Origin of the sequence: Serratia nevei, from assembly GCF_024160145.1 — a bacterium.
Classification (GTDB): Bacteria; Pseudomonadota; Gammaproteobacteria; order Enterobacterales; family Enterobacteriaceae; genus Serratia; species Serratia nevei_A.
This window is the reverse complement of record NZ_JAMYWQ010000006.1, coordinates 98,581-117,444: the sequence shown is the minus strand read 5'-3', so window position 1 is coordinate 117,444 and position 18,864 is coordinate 98,581. Positions and strand designations below refer to the sequence as shown.

14 protein-coding genes are annotated in these 18,864 nt (G+C 60.0%); 7 read left to right on the top strand and 7 right to left on the bottom strand.

The features are described from left to right. Positions 1-95: 95 nt before the first annotated feature. Positions 96-2,738, bottom strand: coding sequence for a DNA topoisomerase (ATP-hydrolyzing) subunit A (gene gyrA / locus M6G53_RS06885; RefSeq protein ID WP_004935906.1), 2,643 nt, complete (start codon positions 2,736-2,738; stop codon positions 96-98). 212 nt (positions 2,739-2,950) lie between these two features. On the opposite strand from gyrA, the gene ubiG reads away from it, so the two are divergent. The 4 genes from ubiG to yfaE all read left to right on the top strand — a co-directional run bounded on the left by ubiG (position 2,951) and on the right by yfaE (position 7,865). Then, on the top strand, positions 2,951-3,676 hold the full coding sequence (gene ubiG / locus M6G53_RS06880) for a bifunctional 2-polyprenyl-6-hydroxyphenol methylase/3-demethylubiquinol 3-O-methyltransferase UbiG (protein WP_253330014.1): 726 nt from the start codon (positions 2,951-2,953) through the stop codon (positions 3,674-3,676). Positions 3,677-4,114: 438 nt separating this feature from the next. Beyond that, entirely contained in the window at positions 4,115-6,403 is a 2,289-nt protein-coding gene (gene nrdA, locus M6G53_RS06875; protein ID WP_253330010.1) for a class 1a ribonucleoside-diphosphate reductase subunit alpha, read from the top strand. Between the two features lie 67 nt (positions 6,404-6,470). Beyond that, a complete protein-coding gene (nrdB, locus tag M6G53_RS06870) occupies positions 6,471-7,601 on the top strand; it encodes a class Ia ribonucleoside-diphosphate reductase subunit beta (RefSeq protein WP_019453694.1) in 1,131 nt (376 codons plus the stop codon). Between the two features lie 3 nt (positions 7,602-7,604). Further along, entirely contained in the window at positions 7,605-7,865 is a 261-nt protein-coding gene (yfaE, locus tag M6G53_RS06865) for a class I ribonucleotide reductase maintenance protein YfaE (protein ID WP_033653779.1), read from the top strand. A gap of 59 nt (positions 7,866-7,924) precedes the next feature. Here the strand turns inward: yfaE and M6G53_RS25500 are convergent, their stop codons facing one another. Together M6G53_RS25500 and M6G53_RS06855 are read right to left on the bottom strand one after the other, a co-directional pair. Next, positions 7,925-8,077: a Hok/Gef family protein gene (locus tag M6G53_RS25500; RefSeq protein ID WP_033635303.1), complete on the bottom strand. Its 153-nt coding sequence runs from the start codon at positions 8,075-8,077 to the stop codon at positions 7,925-7,927. 231 nt (positions 8,078-8,308) lie between these two features. Next, positions 8,309-9,130: an AraC family transcriptional regulator gene (locus tag M6G53_RS06855; protein WP_253330008.1), complete on the bottom strand. Its 822-nt coding sequence runs from the start codon at positions 9,128-9,130 to the stop codon at positions 8,309-8,311. A 119-nt stretch (positions 9,131-9,249) separates the two neighbouring features. Between M6G53_RS06855 and M6G53_RS06850 the strand changes: the two genes are divergently transcribed. Continuing rightward, a complete protein-coding gene (locus tag M6G53_RS06850; protein WP_253330005.1) occupies positions 9,250-10,461 on the top strand; it encodes an FAD-dependent oxidoreductase in 1,212 nt (403 codons plus the stop codon). A 3-nt stretch (positions 10,462-10,464) separates the two neighbouring features. On the opposite strand, the gene M6G53_RS06845 is transcribed toward M6G53_RS06850, so the two are convergent. Then, complete coding sequence (locus tag M6G53_RS06845) at positions 10,465-11,661, bottom strand: nicotinamide mononucleotide deamidase-related protein YfaY (protein WP_253330003.1); 1,197 nt, start codon at positions 11,659-11,661, stop codon at positions 10,465-10,467. A gap of 245 nt (positions 11,662-11,906) precedes the next feature. On the opposite strand from M6G53_RS06845, the gene tyrP reads away from it, so the two are divergent. Further along, entirely contained in the window at positions 11,907-13,115 is a 1,209-nt protein-coding gene (gene tyrP / locus M6G53_RS06840) for a tyrosine transporter TyrP (RefSeq protein WP_253330001.1), read from the top strand. Positions 13,116-13,148: 33 nt separating this feature from the next. Here tyrP and M6G53_RS06835 read toward each other — a convergent pair whose 3' ends face one another. From M6G53_RS06835 to M6G53_RS06825, 3 genes are all read right to left on the bottom strand, one after another. Continuing rightward, positions 13,149-14,144: an ABC transporter substrate-binding protein gene (locus M6G53_RS06835; protein ID WP_253329999.1), complete on the bottom strand. Its 996-nt coding sequence runs from the start codon at positions 14,142-14,144 to the stop codon at positions 13,149-13,151. Positions 14,145-14,152: 8 nt separating this feature from the next. Further along, positions 14,153-16,321: a TonB-dependent receptor gene (locus tag M6G53_RS06830; protein ID WP_436286517.1), complete on the bottom strand. Its 2,169-nt coding sequence runs from the start codon at positions 16,319-16,321 to the stop codon at positions 14,153-14,155. Between the two features lie 196 nt (positions 16,322-16,517). Beyond that, positions 16,518-17,057 carry a YfaZ family outer membrane protein gene (locus tag M6G53_RS06825; protein ID WP_253330096.1) on the bottom strand — a complete coding sequence of 180 codons (540 nt, stop codon included), beginning with the start codon at positions 17,055-17,057 and terminating at the stop codon, positions 16,518-16,520. A gap of 338 nt (positions 17,058-17,395) precedes the next feature. On the opposite strand from M6G53_RS06825, the gene katA reads away from it, so the two are divergent. Then, the gene (katA, locus tag M6G53_RS06820; protein WP_060420075.1) at positions 17,396-18,832 is read left to right on the top strand and encodes a catalase KatA; all 1,437 of its coding nucleotides are present in this window, start codon (positions 17,396-17,398) and stop codon (positions 18,830-18,832) included. Positions 18,833-18,864: the final 32 nt, after the last annotated feature.

Below are 18,864 nucleotides of genomic sequence, written 5' to 3'. Positions count from 1 at the left end.
TTAAACCATAGAACTGAAAAAGGGCCTAGCATCGCTGCCAGGCCCTTTTGTCTCGGTGCATTACGGTGTCGGCATGCCGACGCCCTCACCGTGCTTTAAACGTTGTCGTCGTCCATCGGCTCAGCCGCGTCGTCGCCATCGTCCAGCGGCGTGGTGTCTTCTTCCACCGCTTCCGCGCCCGGTTCCAGGCTGTCCAGCTCTTCGTCTTCCACCGGCTCGGCCACGCGCTGCAGCCCGACGACGTTCTCGTCTTCCGCCGTACGGATCAGCGTCACACCCTGGGTGTTACGGCCGACCACGCTGACTTCCGAAACGCGGGTACGCACCAGCGTGCCGGCATCGGTGATCATCATGATCTGGTCGCTGGTTTCCACCTGTACGGCGCCGACTACCTGGCCGTTACGCTCGCTCACCTTGATGGAGATAACCCCCTGGGTGGCGCGTGACTTGGTCGGATACTCGGTCACGGCGGTACGTTTACCGAAGCCGTTTTGCGTGACGGTCAGGATGTCGCCTTCGCCGCGCGGCACGATCAGGGAGATCACGCTGTCGCCTTCGCCGAGGTTGATGCCGCGCACGCCGGTCGCGGTACGGCCCATCGAACGCACCTGCGTTTCCGGGAAGCGCACCACTTTACCGTTGGCGGAGAACAGCATCACTTCGTTGCTGCCGTCGGTCAGATCGACACCGATCAGCTCGTCGCCCTCGTTGAGGTTGACGGCGATGATGCCGGCGCTGCGCGGACGGCTAAACTCGGTCAGCGCAGTTTTCTTCACGGTACCGCTGGCGGTCGCCATGAACACGTGGCGCCCTTCTTCATACTCGCGCACCGGCAGAATCGCGGTGATACGCTCATCGGCTTCCAGCGGCAGCAGGTTGACGATCGGGCGACCACGCGCGCCACGGCTGGCTTCAGGCAGTTGGTATACCTTCATCCAATACAGGCGGCCACGGCTGGAGAAACACAGGATCGTATCGTGGGTGTTGGCCACCAGCAGGCGATCGATAAAGTCTTCTTCTTTAATACGCGCCGCAGACTTGCCTTTGCCGCCGCGGCGTTGAGCTTCATAGTCGGACAGCGGCTGATACTTCACGTAGCCCTGGTGCGACAGGGTCACCACCACGTCTTCCTGGTTGATCAGGTCTTCGATGTTGATGTCGGAAGTATTGGCGGTGATCTCGGTGCGGCGGCCGTCGTTGTACAGCTCTTTGACCGCCACCAGCTCTTCGCGGATCACTTCCATCAGGCGCTCTGGGCTTTCCAGAATAAAGATCAGCTCGGCGATAAAGTTGAGCAGCTCTTTATATTCGTCCAGCAGCTTCTCGTGCTCCAGGCCGGTCAGTTTCTGCAGGCGCAGATCCAGAATCGCCTGAGCCTGCTGCTCGGTCAGGTAGTATTTGCCGTCGCGGATGCCGAACTCCGGCTCCAGCCATTCAGGGCGGGCGGCGTCGTCACCGGCACGCTCCAGCATGGCGCTGACGTTGCCCAGATCCCACGGCTGCGCCACCAGCGCAACTTTGGCTTCCGCCGGGGTCGGCGCACGGCGAATCAGCTCGATGATCGGATCGATGTTGGCCAACGCGATGGCCAGCGCTTCCAGGATATGGGCGCGGTCGCGGGCCTTGCGCAGTTCGAAGATGGTGCGGCGGGTGACCACTTCGCGGCGGTGACGCACGAAGGCTTCGAGGATGTCCTTCAGGTTCAGCAGCTTGGGCTGGCCCTGATGCAGCGCGACCATGTTGATGCCGAAGGTGACCTGCAGCTGCGTCAACGCATACAGGTTGTTCAGCACCACTTCGCCGACCGCGTCGCGTTTGACTTCGATCACGATGCGCATGCCGTCTTTATCGGACTCGTCGCGCAGCGCGCTGATGCCTTCCACGCGCTTTTCTTTTACCAGCTCGGCGATCTTCTCGATCAGACGCGCCTTGTTCACCTGATACGGGATCTCGTGAACGATGATGGTTTCGCGGCCGGTCTTGGCGTCGGCTTCCACTTCCGCGCGCGCACGCAGGTAGACTTTGCCGCGCCCGGTGCGGTAGGCCTCTTCGATGCCGCGGCGGCCGTTGATGATCGCCGCCGTCGGGAAGTCCGGCCCCGGGATGTGTTCCATCAGCCCTTCGATGCTGATGTTTTCATCGTCGATATAGGCCAGGCAGCCGTTGACGACTTCAGCCAGGTTGTGCGGTGGAATATTGGTGGCCATGCCCACGGCGATGCCCGACGAGCCGTTGACCAGCAGGTTCGGGATCTTGGTCGGCATGACGGCCGGGATCTGCTCGGTGCCATCATAGTTAGGCACGAAGTCGACGGTTTCTTTTTCCAGGTCCGCCAACAGTTCGTGAGCAATCTTGGACATGCGCACTTCGGTATAACGCATCGCCGCGGCGGAGTCGCCGTCGACGGAGCCGAAGTTACCCTGGCCGTCCACCAGCATGTAGCGCAGTGAAAACGGCTGAGCCATACGCACGATAGTGTCGTAAACCGCGCTGTCACCGTGCGGGTGATATTTACCGATCACGTCCCCGACGACACGGGCCGATTTCTTGTATGGTTTATTCCAGTCGTTACCCAGTACGCTCATCGCGTACAGAACGCGGCGGTGAACCGGCTTCAGTCCATCACGAACATCTGGCAGCGCACGTCCGACAATAACGGACATCGCATAGTCCAGATACGAGTTTTTCAACTCGTCTTCGATGTTTACCGGTGTGATTTCTCTGGCAAGGTCGCTCATGGAGCTGCTATCCCTCTACTAATGATTCATCTGCCCGCTGCCATAGTGGCAAAGGTGTAAAACTATATCACAAAGCACGCTTTACGGGAAAATAACCGCCGCTGTTTCACGGAAATTGTGCAGATAAGTGCGCTAAAAACGCATCGGCACAGACGATGCCGCGCCGGAACATGTATAATCCGCGCAACGAGAACAAGGAGCCAGACAAGCCCATGAACGCAGAATCATCCAGCCGAGTGCAAAACGTTGACCACCAGGAAATCGCCAAGTTCGAGGCCGTCGCCTCCCGCTGGTGGGATCTTGAAGGCGAGTTCAAACCGCTGCACCGCATCAACCCGCTGCGCCTGAACTACATCATGCAACGCGCCGGCGGCATTTTTGACAAGCAGGTGCTCGACGTGGGCTGCGGCGGCGGCATTCTGGCGGAAAGCATGGCGCGCGAAGGTGCCAAGGTCACCGGCCTGGACATGGGCGCGGAACCGCTGCAGGTCGCGCGGCTGCACGCGTTGGAAAGCGGCATGAACGTCACTTACGTGCAGGAAACGGTGGAAAACCACGCTCAAGCCAACCCGCAACGCTACGACGTGGTCACCTGCATGGAGATGCTGGAGCACGTGCCCGATCCCGCCTCGGTGGTGCGCGCCTGCGCCCAGCTGGTGAAACCGGGCGGCCACGTGTTCTTCTCCACCATCAACCGCAACACCAAAGCCTGGCTGATGGCGGTGATCGGCGCCGAGTACGTGCTGAAGATGGTGCCTCAGGGCACCCACGATCATAAGAAGTTTATTCGCCCTTCCGAACTGATCGGCTGGGTCGACGGCACGCCGCTGCGCGAAAAGCACATGATCGGCCTGCATTACAACCCGATCACCGATCATTTCAAGCTTGGACGCAACGTTGACGTGAACTACATGGTGCACACCCAGCACGAAGGCTAAACGCTGTAAACCGCGCCGGCCCTGCATTACCGGGGGGCGGCGCCCGCGGCGCATTCGGAAAAATACCTAATTTCCGCGACTTCGATCAAAATAGCCGTTGTAAACAGTTTTTTAGAATATTAAATCAGATCAATATGCCGTTTTTTTCTAACGTTTAATAAAGCGGCAAACGATCGGTATTTTCAGTTTTTCAGTAAAATCTGATCGCGCTTATTGACAAGCTTGTCGCGCCAGTCACGGCGCGCGCTTCGCACGGCAAGTTAGATTTCACCCCCAAGTTATCCACAAATTAGGCCGGTTTTGTTCACTTGCAAACGCCTTTTTTTCTCACTATCTTGTTACCTCACCGACATACAACCCCTATATATAGTGTTTACATACTGAGCAGAGCGACTACACTTCTGCTTAGGGGCACCATACGGACAGGTAAAACACCACATGAACCAAAGTCTGCTTGTAACTAAACGCGATGGCCGTAAAGAGCGCATCAACCTCGACAAAATCCACCGGGTCATCGATTGGGCCGCAGAGGGATTACACAACGTCTCGGTTTCTCAAGTAGAGTTGCGTTCACACATTCAGTTTTATGACGGCATCAAAACCGCCGACATTCACGAAACCATCATCAAAGCCGCAGCCGATCTGATCTCCCGCGATGCCCCGGACTACCAGTACCTGGCCGCTCGCCTGGCGATCTTCCACCTGCGTAAAAAGGCTTATGGCCAGTTCGAGCCGCCGAAGCTGCACGCTCACGTGATCCGCATGGTCGAGATGGGCAAATACGATAAGCATCTGCTGGAAGACTACAGCGCTGAAGAGTTCGAGCAGATGGACTCCTTTATCGATCACTGGCGCGACATGAACTTCTCTTATGCCGCCGTCAAGCAGCTGGAAGGCAAGTACCTGGTGCAGAACCGCGTCAGCGGCGAGATCTACGAAAGCGCCCAGTTCCTGTACATGCTGGTGTCCGCTTGCCTGTTCTCCAACTACCCGCGTGAAACCCGTCTGGACTACGTCAAACGTTTCTACGACGCGATTTCCACCTTCAAGATTTCGCTGCCTACGCCGATCATGTCCGGCGTGCGCACCCCAACCCGCCAGTTCAGCTCCTGCGTGCTGATCGAGTGCGGCGACAGCCTGGACTCCATCAACGCCACCTCCAGCGCCATTGTGAAATACGTTTCGCAGCGCGCCGGCATCGGTATCAACGCCGGCCGCATCCGCGCGCTGGGCAGCCCGATCCGCGGCGGTGAAGCCTTCCATACCGGCTGTATCCCGTTCTACAAACACTTCCAGACCGCCGTCAAATCCTGCTCGCAGGGCGGCGTGCGCGGTGGCGCGGCAACGCTGTTCTACCCGATGTGGCACCTGGAAGTGGAAAGCCTGCTGGTGTTGAAAAACAACCGCGGCGTTGAAGGCAACCGCGTGCGTCACATGGACTACGGCGTGCAGCTGAACCGCCTGATGTACCAGCGTCTGATCAAGGGCGAAGACATCACCCTGTTCAGCCCGTCCGACGTGCCGGGGCTGTATGACGCGTTCTTCGCCGATCAGGACGAATTCGAGCGCCTGTACACGCTGTACGAGAAAGACGACAGCATTCGCCAGAAGCGCGTGAAAGCGGTTGAGCTGTTCTCGCTGATGATGCAAGAGCGCGCCTCTACCGGCCGTATCTACATCCAGAACGTCGACCACTGCAACACCCACAGCCCGTTCGATCCGCAGATCGCACCGGTACGTCAGTCCAACCTGTGTCTGGAAATTGCCCTGCCGACCAAGCCGCTGGAAGACGTCAACGACGAAAACGGCGAGATCGCGCTGTGCACCCTGTCCGCCTTCAACCTGGGTGCGATCGACAGCCTGGACGATCTGGAAGAGCTGGCGACCCTGGCGGTGCGTTCACTCGACGCCCTGCTGGATTATCAGGATTATCCGATCAAGGCCGCACACCGTGGCGCGATGGGCCGCCGTACCCTGGGTATCGGCGTCATCAACTTCGCCTATTACCTGGCCAAGAATGGCGTGCGCTACTCCGACGGCAGCGCCAACAACCTGACCCACAAAACGTTCGAAGCCATTCAGTACTACCTGCTGAAAGCCTCCAACCGTCTGGCTCAGGAGCAAGGCGCTTGCCCGTGGTTCAAAGAAACCACCTATTCGCAGGGCATCCTGCCGATCGACACCTACAAGAAAGACCTGGATGCGGTCTGCAACGAGCCGCTGCACTACGACTGGGAAACCCTGCGTAAAGACATCCAGGAAACCGGCCTGCGCAACTCGACGCTGTCCGCCCTGATGCCGTCGGAAACCTCCTCGCAGATTTCCAACGCCACCAACGGCATCGAGCCGCCGCGCGGCCACATCAGCATCAAGGCGTCGAAAGACGGCATCCTGCGCCAGGTGGTGCCGGAGTATGAGCGTCTGAAAGACAACTACGAGCTGCTGTGGGAAATGCCGAGCAACGACGGCTATCTGCAGCTGGTAGGGCTGATGCAGAAATTCATCGACCAGTCGATCTCGGCCAACACCAACTACGATCCGACCCGTTTCCCGGGCGGCAAGGTGCCGATGAAGCAGCTGTTGAAAGACCTGCTCACCACCTACAAGTTCGGCGTGAAAACGCTGTACTACCAAAATACCCGCGACGGTGCGGAAGACGCCCAGGAAGATTTGCAGCCTGCCAAGGCCGGCGATGACGACTGCGAAAGCGGCGCCTGCAAGATCTAAGGTTTGACCTAGCGGGCCGGAATTTTCCGGCCCCTTCATTTAGCCACGTTACGATGGATTCAGGCTTATGGCTTACACCACTTTTTCTCAGACCAAAAACGACCAGCTGCAAGAGCCGATGTTCTTCGGCCAGTCGGTAAACGTTGCGCGTTTCGACCAGCAAAAGCATGAAATCTTCGAAAAGCTGATCGAAAAACAGCTCTCCTTCTTCTGGCGCCCGGAAGAAGTTGACGTCTCCCGCGATCGCATCGATTACCAGGCGCTGCCGGAGCACGAGAAGCACATCTTCATCAGCAACCTGAAGTATCAGACGCTGCTGGATTCCATCCAGGGCCGCAGCCCGAACGTCGCGCTGCTGCCGCTGATCTCGATCCCTGAGCTGGAAACCTGGGTGGAAACCTGGTCGTTCTCCGAGACCATCCACTCCCGTTCCTACACTCACATCATCCGCAACATCGTCAACGATCCGGCGCTGGTGTTCGACGACATCGTCACCAACGAAGAGATCAAGAAACGCGCGAAAGACATCTCCGGTTACTACGACGATCTGATCGAGATGACCAGCTACTATCACCTGCTGGGTGAAGGCACCCACCAGGTGAACGGTAAAACCGTCACCGTCAATCTGCGCGCGCTGAAGAAGCAGCTGTACCTGTGCCTGATGAGCGTGAACGCGCTGGAAGCGATCCGCTTCTACGTCAGCTTTGCCTGCTCCTTCGCGTTCGCCGAGCGCGAACTGATGGAAGGCAACGCCAAAATCATCAAGCTGATCGCCCGCGACGAAGCGCTGCACCTGACCGGCACCCAGCACATGCTGAACCTGATGCGTTCCGGCGCCGACGATCCGGAAATGGCGGAGATCGCCGAGGAATGCCAACAGCAGTGCTACGATCTGTTCGTGCTGGCTGCCCAGCAGGAAAAAGAGTGGGCGGAATACCTGTTCCGCGACGGCTCGATGATCGGCCTGAACAAAGACATCCTGTGCCAGTATGTGGAATACATCACCAATATCCGCATGCAGGCGGTCGGCCTCGGTCTGCCGTTCGAAACCCGCTCCAACCCGATCCCGTGGATCAACGCCTGGTTGGTGTCCGACAACGTACAGGTAGCGCCGCAGGAAGTGGAAGTGAGCTCCTACCTGGTTGGCCAGATCGACTCGGAGATCAACGCCGACGACCTGAGCGACTTCGAACTGTAAGCGATGGCGACGCCAATCGTAACGCTGCGCGCCGCCGGCACGCAGCTCTCCTGCCCCAACAGTGAAAACTGCCTGCTCGACGTGCTGGAACTGCACGACGTGCAGGTGGAATACCAATGCCGCTCCGGCTATTGCGGCGCCTGCCGCCTAAAGCTGGTGAAAGGCGAAGTGGCCTACCGCCAACAGCCGCTGGCGTTTATCAACGCCGGCGAGATCCTGCCCTGCTGCTGTATGCCGCTGACGGATATCGAGCTGGAAATGTAAAGTCGGGTGCCGGAAACCGCGCCTGGAGACCAGAAGGCGGGGTTGCCCCCGCCCTATGATTACCGCTTCACCTCACACGCCAACCTGATCAGGATAGTGATATTTTCCTGGTAGATCTTCAGCTCGCACAGCGAGTCTCTTATCATCCAGATAAATAACAAAACCGTAATACATACAACGGTTAGCGAGTGAAACACATGCTTTAAGCGCATGCTTGCCTCCTTGCTGTGAAGGGGCTACCATACCGGTGTCTAGGCGGTATGTGCAGCCCCATTCTGATTGAGAGTCAGTCTGGGGCTTTCATCTATCCGCCTTGTCACACAATGCCCAAGACGAACAGTCTCAAGCACCCGCCAAAAGAGTAACAGCATTCCCTCGCCGCGAATATCCCCTATAAGATTATGATTAATCAGGGATATATAACTATCCTCAAAGTATTTCGCTTAGCGCCCCTTTCCTGCCGATGCGGAAAAATAACGCGCCGGAGAATCGCCAAAGGCTTTGCGAAACATGGCAATGAAATTGCTCGGCGAGGCATACCCCAGCGTTTCCGCGATCTGCAGCACCGTTTCACCTTCGGCCAGCTTCGCCAAGGCATATGACAACCGGGCCTGCTGACGCCATTGGGCAAAGCTCAGCCCCGTTTCACCGATCATCAGCCGCCGCAGCGTGCGTGGCGACATCGCGCCCCATTCAGCCCAGGCCTCGAGTGAACGTTCGCTCCCCGGCTGCGCCAGCAAGGCCTGCAGAACACCGGCCAGGCGCGGATGGGACGACATCGGCAAATGCAGCGGCTCCGTCGGCGCCAAACGTATCTCATCCCGCATCACCTGCGCCATGCGATCCTGCTCCGGGGTGAGCGCACTGCGCTTGTCCCAGGCTTGCGCCCGCTGAGCCAGCGCCTGCAGCACGGCGCTGATACCGATAACGCAGGGTTTATTCGCCAGACCGGCACAGGCCGCCGGCGCCAGCAGCAAGCTCCAACCGCTCAGCGCGCCGCAGACCTGCACCCGATGTTCCGTCGCCGGCGGGATCCAGCCCGCCCGCTGCGGCGGCAGTACCCAATCGCCCTGCGCCGTCCGCACATGCAGCACCCCGCTTTCGACGCACAACAGCTGCCCGCGCACATGCTGATGCCAGTCGTATTCGCGCGTGCCCAACCGATACTCCCGGCCTGCCGTATCGCGGCCGCCAAGGGCGATCAGCCAGGGGCCCGCCCGCCATTCGCTGCAATCCGCGTCGGCGGAGTGAAAGTCATCGTTCATCTTGGCCACTTATCACTATTTTTAGTCCAGATACCGTTATATCAACCTTTTCCTGCGCCGACATAATGAAATGCTTCCGGCCGCTACCGTTTGTGGCCTCCGACCCAAGAGGGAACATAATGGCAACACTCAACATTGGCATTATCGGCGCCGGGCCCGGCGGGCTGTGTCTGGCTCAGGGGCTGCGCCGCTTCGGCATCCACGCCACGGTGTTTGAACGCGACACCACGCCGCAGGCGCGCGATCAGGGCTACCGGCTGCGTATCGATCCGACGGGGCAGCAGGCGTTAGCCGCCTGCCTGCCGCCGGCGCATTACCGGTTGCTCTGCGCCGGCAGCGCGCAAAACAGCGGTGAGAGCAATCTGTGGGATCCGCAGCTTGCTCCACTCAAAGCCCGGCGCCCCGAGCACTGGCTGCCCTCCAGCCAGCGGCAAGCGCGGGAGCCGAGCGGCGATCTCGGCGTTCATCGGCAAACGCTGCGCGAAATCCTGCTCGCGGGTCTGCAAGACCGGGTGCGCTTCGGCTATACCCTGCGTGAATTTGCACAAACGCCGCAGGGCGTGGAACTGCAGTTCGCCAACGGCGAGCAAGCGCGGGTCGATGTGCTGGTCGCCGCCGACGGTGTCAACTCGCTGGTGCGGCGACGCTGCCTGCCCGAGGCAGGGCCCGCAGATCGCGGCGCGGTCACCCTGTACGGCAAAACGCCGCTCGATGCGGCCACCCTGGCCCAATTGGCTCCCGAACTGCTGCGCGGCGTGTCGGTCGTCTTCGCCGACGGCCTATCGCTGGTGGTTGAACCGATGCGCTTTCAGGCGCCCATGGTGCAGCTGGCGGCCGACTACGCGCCGGATTGCCGACTCACACCGGTCGACGACTACCTCTATTGGGCCTGCATCGGCTCGGCTGAACGGCTCGGCGGGCCGGCGCGGATGGAAGACGTTGCCGCGCTGCAGGCGCGCGTGCGGCATTTCTCGCAGGGGTGGGCTCCTGCACTGCGAGATTTGTTGGCGCAGACGGATCCGCTGTCGCTCAGCGTGCGGGCGGTGCAGGTCACGGTGGAGATGCCGGTGTGGCACAGCGAGCGCATCGCCTTTCTCGGCGATGCCGTGCACGCCATGAGTCCGGCGGGAGGGCTTGGTGCCAATACCGCACTGGCTGACGCCGCCAGCCTGGCGACGCATCTGGCGCAGGCCGGCAGCGCCGCGCAGGCGCTCAGGGCCTATGGCGCAGAGCTGCAAGCGCGGGGAACAGAGGCGATACGTCTTTCACGCCTGGCGTCCGAACGGTTGCTGCAAAGCAGTGAAACCGATGAGGCAGCTCAGCGCCAATAACCGTCATTCGATAATATCCACCACCTCCAGCCAGGCGTTTTTGCCACACGCCTGGCCTCCATTCAGCCAGCGGCGCAGCATATCCAGCGCCAGCATCGCCACCGACTCCTGACGCAGCCGCAGCCCGTGGCGCGACGCGCGATAACGCACGGTTTGGCCAATGCCGCCGCGCGGCGTGTGCAGCGCAATGCTCACCTGCTCGTCGCGCATGGCGCTGACCGCCAACGCCAGCGGTGCGCCGGTCAACTCCGCCAGCGAGCGGGCGCGCGCCAGCGTCGTTTCCAGCGTTTCGATACAGTGCGCCGGCAGCAGTTCTCCCCCCGCCAGTGGCGCGCCTTCGCTCTGCAGCTGCAGATTGATCAACCCGCCGCTGAACTGCTCGCTCAACGCCAGCTTCAGCCCTTGCTGATTCAGGCGCTGCGTCAGCGTCGCCGGCAAACCGGCGGTGCCTTCAAAGATGCAGTTGTCCCCCGCCACCTCGCGCACGCGCCGCCAGGCCTGCTCCATCTCCGCACGCCGGCTTTCCGGCCCGGTCAGCTTCAGCTCGATGATCGGGCTGGATGAACGGTAACCCAGCACCACCTCCGGCGGCAGCGGCATGCCATCCAGCTCGGCGGCCAGATCGCTCTCGGAGGTGCCGAAGGTGGTCAGGCGCAGGCACAACGGCGGCGACGGCAAGGTGAAACGCTGGCGCAGACGCGGCACGATCTGTTGTTCAACCATCACTTTGAATTCCGACGGCACGCCGGGGGTGAAGAACATCTGGCATCGGTTCAGCTGCAGTGCGAACCCACAGGCGGTACCCACCGGGTTATCCAGCATTTCTGCGTTGGCTGGGATCTGCGCCTGCTTGCGGTTGGAAGGGGCCATCGGCCGCCCGCGCTCGGCAAAATAGGCTTCCATGCGCGCCAGCCAGTCGGCCCGTTCGACCAGCTCTACGCCACAGGCTTTGGCGGCGGCCAGCGCGCTGAGATCGTCGCTGGTCGGCCCCAGGCCGCCGTTGACGATCAGCACATCGGCGATATGGCTTCGTTCCTGCAGGATCTCGATCAACGCAGAGAGGCTGTCCCCGACCGTTTCACGCCCGCTCATCGGCACCCCCTGCTGGAACAGGTAGTCCGCCAGCCAGGCGGCGTTGGTATCAATAATTTGCCCGTGCAGCACCTCATCGCCGGTGCTGAGCATCTCCACCCTTAACATTGATCTCTCCCACATTTTTTGGTCATTCCACTATAGAAGCCCGTAAATAACTTTTCACTAGCCGCCTGCGGATAATTTCAGCCATCGGCCCGTTCCTCATGCGCCATGCCGGCCGGCGCAATGTAAACATTATTGTACACATCGCGTAACGTCGGTTTGACACAAATTAGGGCTTCCACTATCCTGCCATCCTCATAAATCGTTACCTATAATTTTCAAAATCTTTCGGCTGGTAGAGAAAAAACGTGAAGAATCGCACTCTTGGCAGTGTTTTTATCGTGGCGGGCACCACCATTGGAGCCGGGATGCTGGCGATGCCGCTGGCGGCGGCCGGCGTCGGCTTCGGCGTCACGCTGGCCTTACTGGTCGGGCTGTGGCTGTTGATGTGTTACACCGCGCTGTTGCTGGTGGAGGTTTACCAGCACGAGCAAGCGGATACCGGCCTGGGTACCCTCGCCAAACGTTATCTCGGCGGCGGCGGCCAATGGCTGACCAGCTTCAGCATGATGTTCCTGATGTACGCTCTGACCGCCGCCTACATCAGCGGTGCCGGCGAACTGCTCGCCACCAGCATCAGTCAATGGACGTCGCAAGACTTCCCGGTGTCGCTCGGCGTCCTGCTGTTCACCCTGGTGGCCGGCGGCGTGGTATGCATCGGCACCCACTCGGTCGATTTGTTCAACCGCATCCTGTTCAGCGCCAAAGTGGTGTTTCTGGTGGTAATGCTCGGCCTGATGTTGCCGAATATCCACCAGACCAACCTGATGACGCTGCCGCTGGAGCAAGGCCTGGCGCTGTCGGCGATTCCGGTGATCTTCACCTCCTTCGGCTTCCACGGCAGCGTGCCGAGCATCGTCAACTACATGGGCGGCAACATTCGCAAACTGCGCTGGGTGTTTATCATCGGCAGCGCGATCCCGCTGTTGGCCTATATCTTCTGGCAACTGGCGACGCTGGGCAGCATCAGCTCCGACACCTTCGTCGGCATTCTGGCGCAGCAGGCCGGGCTGAACGGCCTGTTGCAGGCGGTGCGAGACGCGGTGGCTTCGCCGCACGTCGAACTGGCGGTGCACCTGTTCGCCGATCTGGCGCTGGCGACCTCGTTCCTCGGCGTGGCGCTTGGGCTGTTCGATTTCCTGGCTGACCTGTTCAAGCGGCAAGACAACGTGCGCGGCCGCCTGCAAACCGGCGCCATCACCTTCCTGCCGCCGCTGGCCTTCGCGCTGTTCTATCCGCGCGGCTTCGTGCTGGCGCTGGGATTCGCCGCCATCGCCCTGTCGGTGCTGGCGCTGCTGTTGCCTTCGCTGCTGGTGTGGAAAACGCGGCAAAAACATCAGGCGCAGTATCGCGTCTGGGGCGGTACGCCTGCGCTGGCGCTGGTGTTTGTCTGCGGGGTGACGGTGATCGCCATTCAACTGGGCATCGCCAGCGGCATGCTGCCGGCGGTAGGGTAACGTATTCGGGGGCCGAAACGGCCCCGAGTCCGCTCAAGCGGGGGGATTAAGAATAGCGTCAATCTGCGCCGCAGTGAGCGCCAGGCCGAAAAAGTCCCGATAAAAACTTCTCGTCTCTTCGCGCAGGTCAATGTCGGCAAAACGCGCTGGATAGAGCGTCTTCGCCAACCATAAAAACTGCAGCGCCTCTTCGCTGGTCTCGCGGCACCACCAGAACATCCCCTTGGGATTGACCACCACCCGATGCCGCAAAACGGCATCGATGCCCCGCCATTGCGCGGAGGTGCGTATCTCTTCGGCATCGCGCCTGTTCATCGCCACTATCACCTGCGGATTGGCGGCTACAATTTGCTCCAGCGCCACCTCACCCGCCCCCTCTTTTTTCCGGCCAAACCACGTTTCCGCCACGTTGACGGCGCCGGCCAGATCCATCCAATCCTGGTTAAGCGAAGGCCGCCCGGAGGTGAACAGCGGGCTGCCCATGCTGTGATAAACGCGGACGCGCTGCGCAGGCGGCAAATCTTTCAGCCGCTCGGCGACGCGCGCCACATTGCGAGAAAAATAGCGATCGTACGCCTGCGCTTTTTCCTGCGCATCCGGCCCCAGCGCGGCGCCGGTTTTCAGCACCCGCGCGCGCAGAGCCGCCATCGAATTGGCTTTAAACGCCAATACGCGCACCCCAGCCCGTTCAAGCACATCCGGCTGCGGCACTTTCATACCGTCAGGCACGAACAGCAACCGGGTGCCGAGCGCAATGATCTGCTCCGGATTCAGCTCCTGCCCGCTGTTCACGCTCACCACAGGCACGGTATCGATATGTGGCAGACTTTGGCGGAACAACGGGATCTGTTTCGCGACGTTCGACGTACCGACGATGCTGTCGCCATAGCCCAACATCGCAATGACGGCGTTTTGCGCGGGCCACGGCGAGGCAATGCGCGTTTCGTTCGCGGGCGCCGCAGCCAGCAGCCCGTCGCTCAACAAAGCGCCAACCAACAGCGCCAGTACAGGAAACCGTACGACTCTCATAGCGCCTCTCAGAAGTCAAACGTGACGGAGGCGCGCACTTCACGGCCGCCGCCGAGGAAGGCGCTGGACGAACCGCCGTTGCCATCCGTGCCCGAAGGGAAAAGGGACGCCCAGTAGCGCTCATTGGTGACGTTATTGACGGCCAAACGGAAGGTCGCCGGCACCGACTGAATGCGGGTGGCATAGCGCGTGCCCAGATCCAGCGAGGTGTAACCATTGGCCCAGGCGCTGTTGGTATCGTTCGCCGCGCGCCTGCCGGTATAGTGCACATTGGCGCTGTATACCCATTGCGGCATCGACGGCAAGCTGTATTCCACCAGCATATTGGCCTGCACCTTCGGCACGCCGACCACGCGTTTATCGCGTGTGCTGTCGGAAACCGTCTCTTTCAGCCGCGGATCGAGCAACGTGACGCCGCCATAAAGGCTCAGCCCTTCATCCACGCGGCCGGCGGCCGTCAGCTCCAGGCCATGGTTCACCTGTTCGCCCTGTTCCTTGTAGATCCTGTCTGCAGAGTCGACATAAGCGAACGGCCGTTTCAGGCGAAACAGCGCTACCCCCAGGGCCATCTCTCCCACATCGGCTTTCAGGCCAATCTCATACTGTTGGCTGCGATAGGGTTTAAGCGTCTGCCCTTCGTTCTTCACGCCTTCGCCGAGCGGCGCCGTCCCCCCCTGTTCCAGAGAATCGGCATAGCTGACATAGGCCATCAGCGTCGGGGTGATTTTGTACATCAACGCCGCGTTCGGGCTCAACCCCTGCTGATTGTCTTCTTCGATTTTCTTGCCGTCAGCGCTGTAATTCCGCGTTTGCAGCCAGCTTTGGCTTAAATAGAGCATCGCCGACCACTGTGGATTGAATGTCAGCGTATCGCCAAACGTTATGCTCTGCTGGCTGTTCTCACTGGCTTTATAGCGCGCGCCGTTCTTCGGCATTTTTCCGTCATCCGGCTCGCGCATCGCAGACGGGTGGTAGATATTGCTGATGCCTAAATCGTAACGCCGGCTGGCCCCTTTGCCGCTGTAGATAGACCAGAGATAGCCCGTCGTGGCGAGCGCCAACTCATGCCCCACCGAACCGGTATCGACATGGCCGTTCAGCGCCAGCGTATTGCTCAACACCCGGAATCGCCCCGAGGCGCTGGAGTCGCTCATCGAGCGTTTGATATCGCCATCGCCGTTCAGAATCGTGCTGGATACCGATCGCATGGCGCGATCCGCTTGCTGCCATCCTACGCCGCCCGTCACCGACCAATCGTCATTGAAGTAATGAATCAGACGCGTGCTGAGGGTGTCGGTGCTCAGATCGTTGCCCGCCGTCTCAAGCGCCAGGTGTTTATTCTGCGGATTAGGGGCGGAGGGCAACGGAACATTCGGCCCATAGCTGAAGCCGCCGGGATAGCCCTTTTGCAGGAACTCGTAATGGCTGGCGTCCAGCTGCAGCTGCGTGCCCGGTTTGATATTCCAGTCGAACGCCATGGCCAACAGCCGACGGCGCAACGTGCTGTCGTCAACGCTGCCTTCGCCCTCTTCGTTGAGGGCATTGATGCGATAACCAAACGTATTGTCGTCGTCGAGATGGCCGCCGAGATCGACGTGGCCGCTGAATGCGCTGCGGCTCTGATACCCGAGCGTCACCTCGCGGAGCGTTTGCGGCGTCGGGCGTTTGGCCACAAAATTGAACTGCCCGGCCGGGCTCGCCGGGCCGTACAGGGCGCCGGTCAGGCTGTTGAGGACGTCCAGCCGTGCCAGCATTTCCACCGGGAATGCGGTGGTGGAGACGATGTTCAGCCCGTCCAGGCGGCTGTTCGCCACCACGCTGCCCTGCATGCCGCGGCTTTGCGGCCGCCCAACGTCCATGCCGCCGCGAGCCTGCATCTGCGTGCTCGGGGAATATTTCAGCAATTCGGCGACGCTTTTCACCTGCTGATTTTTAATCATCGGTTGGGTCACGGTGGTGGAAGAATAAGGCGTATCAATCCACGCCCTGGTGCCCAGCGGCCCGAGTTCAATATCCAGCGTTTTAAAACCGGCGCCGGATGCGCTTTCCGTCGCGGGGGATAACGCGCTGCCGGTGACGGTCAACACCTCGTCACGATCGGCCTGCGCCGCAGCGGTATAAGGAAAGAGTGAGACAAACAGCGGCATCAACGCCGCCAGTGGATTTCGGTAAGCCATGATGTCCATATCGTTATATAATTATTTATATTACGCATTTTACGGCATGTACTCGCATATGGCGATGCCGATCGTCGAGTCTTTAAATTATTTAATCTTTACCGTTACGATCCCGGATGAACTTCCCGTTGATGGCACAAATAAAAATCCCCCGGCCAATGACCGAGGGATTCGAAGAACGCGATGGGCCGCAGCCTTAGAAGCTCAGGCCAACGCCGACGTAAGGGCCATCGGCCAGAGTATTGTCGCGACGCCCGTCTTTGCCTTCCATTTGCATGTAACGGTAGCCCACGTCCACGCTCAGCGGGCGGAACTTCCAGCGCAGGCCGCCGCTGGCTTCGTTATAGGCCTTCACGCCGCTGGTGAAGGATTCAGGGGCAAAGTAGCCTTCGCCGTGCAGGCTGAAGTAGCGGTTAATTTCCCACTCCAGGCCGCCGCCCAGCGCCACCGCCCCGCCGCTCTTCCCGTCTTTCGGGCTGAGGTACAGCGCTTTGGCGCCCACCGTCGCCGTCAACGGCCCCAGCGGCACGCCGAAATTCAACCCAAGGCTGCCGACGTTGCCGTCGTGGTCGCTGCGCACCCAGTTGCCGGTCAGGCCCAGGCCGGAAGAGCCGGTGCTCATGCCCACGCCCAGGTTGGTGTAGTGTTCCCCGGCTTCGCCCGACACGCTGATGGCGTTCGCCGCGCCGGTCACAAACAGCAATCCTGCCGCGCACGCGACCCAAGTCTTTTTCATCATCTTTCCCTCTGGTTTGTCATCCGTTCCGAATGATCGAATCAACGCATAATAATCACGTCACGAGTCTATACCAAAGCGCAATGAGTATTTAAGGGATAAAAGCGAAAAAATTCTTCAATAATCAAATAAATGTAAATATTTGCAAACAAGATTCTATATTCGTCAAGGCGATGCCAACGATAACCGAGGCCTATTTGCCGCCGCCCGGCAATAGGGCTACAACTAGTAGTGGCTTTGACCAAGGTCAGGGGAAGAAGCCCCGCCAAAGGACTATGCTGATAAACGCTTAAACCGCCCGAGTCTTTACTTAACTGCACTACGATAAGGAGCAAGTGATGAGCAAGAAAGGACTGACCACCGCAGCCGGCGCCCCGGTTGTCGATAACAATAACGTGATCACCGCAGGCAAACGCGGCCCGATGCTGTTGCAGGACGTGTGGTTCCTGGAAAAACTGGCCCACTTCGACCGTGAAGTTATCCCCGAGCGCCGCATGCACGCCAAGGGTTCCGGCGCCTACGGCACCTTTACCGTTACCCACGACATCACCCGTTATACGCGCGCCAAGATCTTCTCTGAGGTCGGCAAGCAGACCGACATGTTCATCCGCTTCTCCACCGTCGCCGGTGAACGCGGCGCCGCCGACGCCGAGCGCGACATTCGCGGCTTCGCCATGAAGTTCTATACCGAAGAAGGCAACTGGGATCTGGTGGGTAACGATACGCCGGTGTTCTACCTGCGCGATCCGCTGAAATTCCCCGATCTCAACCACGTGGTGAAACGCGATCCGCATACCAACCTGCGCAACCCGGTCTACAAATGGGACTTCTTCTCCCACCTGCCGGAATCGCTGCACCAGTTGACCATCGACTTCAGCGATCGCGGCATTCCGAAGTCTTACCGTCACATGCACGGTTTCGGCAGCCACACCTTCAGCTTTATCAATGCCGCCAACGAACGTTTCTGGGTGAAATTCCATTTCCGCTGCGAGCAAGGCATTGAAAACCTGATGGATGAAGAAGCGGAAGCGATCATCGCCAAGGATCGCGAAAGCTCACAGCGCGATCTGTTCGACGCGATCAAACGCGGCGACTTCCCGCGCTGGAAGCTGCAAATTCAGATCATGCCGGAACACGAAGCCTCACAGACGCCATATAACCCGTTCGATCTGACCAAGGTGTGGCCGCACGGCGACTATCCGCTGATCGACGTCGGCTATTTCGAGCTGAACCGCAACCCCGACAACTACTTCTCAGAGGTCGAGCAGGTGGCGATGAACCCCGCCAACGTGGTGCCGGGCATCAGTTTCTCGCCGGATAAAATGCTGCAGGGCCGTCTGTTCTCCTATGGCGATGCGCACCGCTACCGCCTGGGCGTCAACCACCACCAGATCCCGGTGAACGGCGCCAAATGCCCGTTCCACAACTACCATCGCGACGGCGCGATGCGCGTGGACGGCAACAGCGGCAACGGCGCCACCTACGAACCGAACAGCTTCGGCCTGTTCCAGGAGCAGCCGGACTTCAGCGAGCCGCCGCTGAGCATTGAGGGTGCGGCCGACCACTGGAATCATCGTGAAGACGACGATTACTACAGCCAGCCGCGCGCGCTGTTCAACCTGCTGAGCGCCGAAGAGCACCAGCGCATGTTCACCCGCATCGCCGGCGAACTGTCGCAGGTGCCGGAACACATCCAGCGCCGTCAGGTCGAGCTGTTCACCAAGGTGCACCCGGACTACGGCGCCGGCGTCGCCAAGGCGTTGGGGCTGAAATAACCCCCCTCTGCCGTCATCCACTCAGCCGCCCT

Bases quoted from the DNA above. Each gene is read 5' to 3' on its own strand.
- gyrA (WP_004935906.1), bottom strand. From the start codon at position 2,738: ATGAGCGACCTTGCCAGAGAAATCACACCGGTAAACATCGAAGACGAG.
- ubiG (WP_253330014.1), top strand. From the start codon at position 2,951: ATGAACGCAGAATCATCCAGCCGAGTGCAAAACGTTGACCACCAGGAA.
- nrdA (WP_253330010.1), top strand. From the start codon at position 4,115: ATGAACCAAAGTCTGCTTGTAACTAAACGCGATGGCCGTAAAGAGCGC.
- nrdB (WP_019453694.1), top strand. From the start codon at position 6,471: ATGGCTTACACCACTTTTTCTCAGACCAAAAACGACCAGCTGCAAGAG.
- yfaE (WP_033653779.1), top strand. From the start codon at position 7,605: ATGGCGACGCCAATCGTAACGCTGCGCGCCGCCGGCACGCAGCTCTCC.
- M6G53_RS25500 (WP_033635303.1), bottom strand. From the start codon at position 8,077: ATGCGCTTAAAGCATGTGTTTCACTCGCTAACCGTTGTATGTATTACG.
- M6G53_RS06855 (WP_253330008.1), bottom strand. From the start codon at position 9,130: ATGAACGATGACTTTCACTCCGCCGACGCGGATTGCAGCGAATGGCGG.
- M6G53_RS06850 (WP_253330005.1), top strand. From the start codon at position 9,250: ATGGCAACACTCAACATTGGCATTATCGGCGCCGGGCCCGGCGGGCTG.
- M6G53_RS06845 (WP_253330003.1), bottom strand. From the start codon at position 11,661: ATGTTAAGGGTGGAGATGCTCAGCACCGGCGATGAGGTGCTGCACGGG.
- M6G53_RS06835 (WP_253329999.1), bottom strand. From the start codon at position 14,144: ATGAGAGTCGTACGGTTTCCTGTACTGGCGCTGTTGGTTGGCGCTTTG.
- M6G53_RS06830 (WP_436286517.1), bottom strand. From the start codon at position 16,321: ATGGCTTACCGAAATCCACTGGCGGCGTTGATGCCGCTGTTTGTCTCA.
- M6G53_RS06825 (WP_253330096.1), bottom strand. From the start codon at position 17,057: ATGAAAAAGACTTGGGTCGCGTGCGCGGCAGGATTGCTGTTTGTGACC.
- katA (WP_060420075.1), top strand. From the start codon at position 17,396: ATGAGCAAGAAAGGACTGACCACCGCAGCCGGCGCCCCGGTTGTCGAT.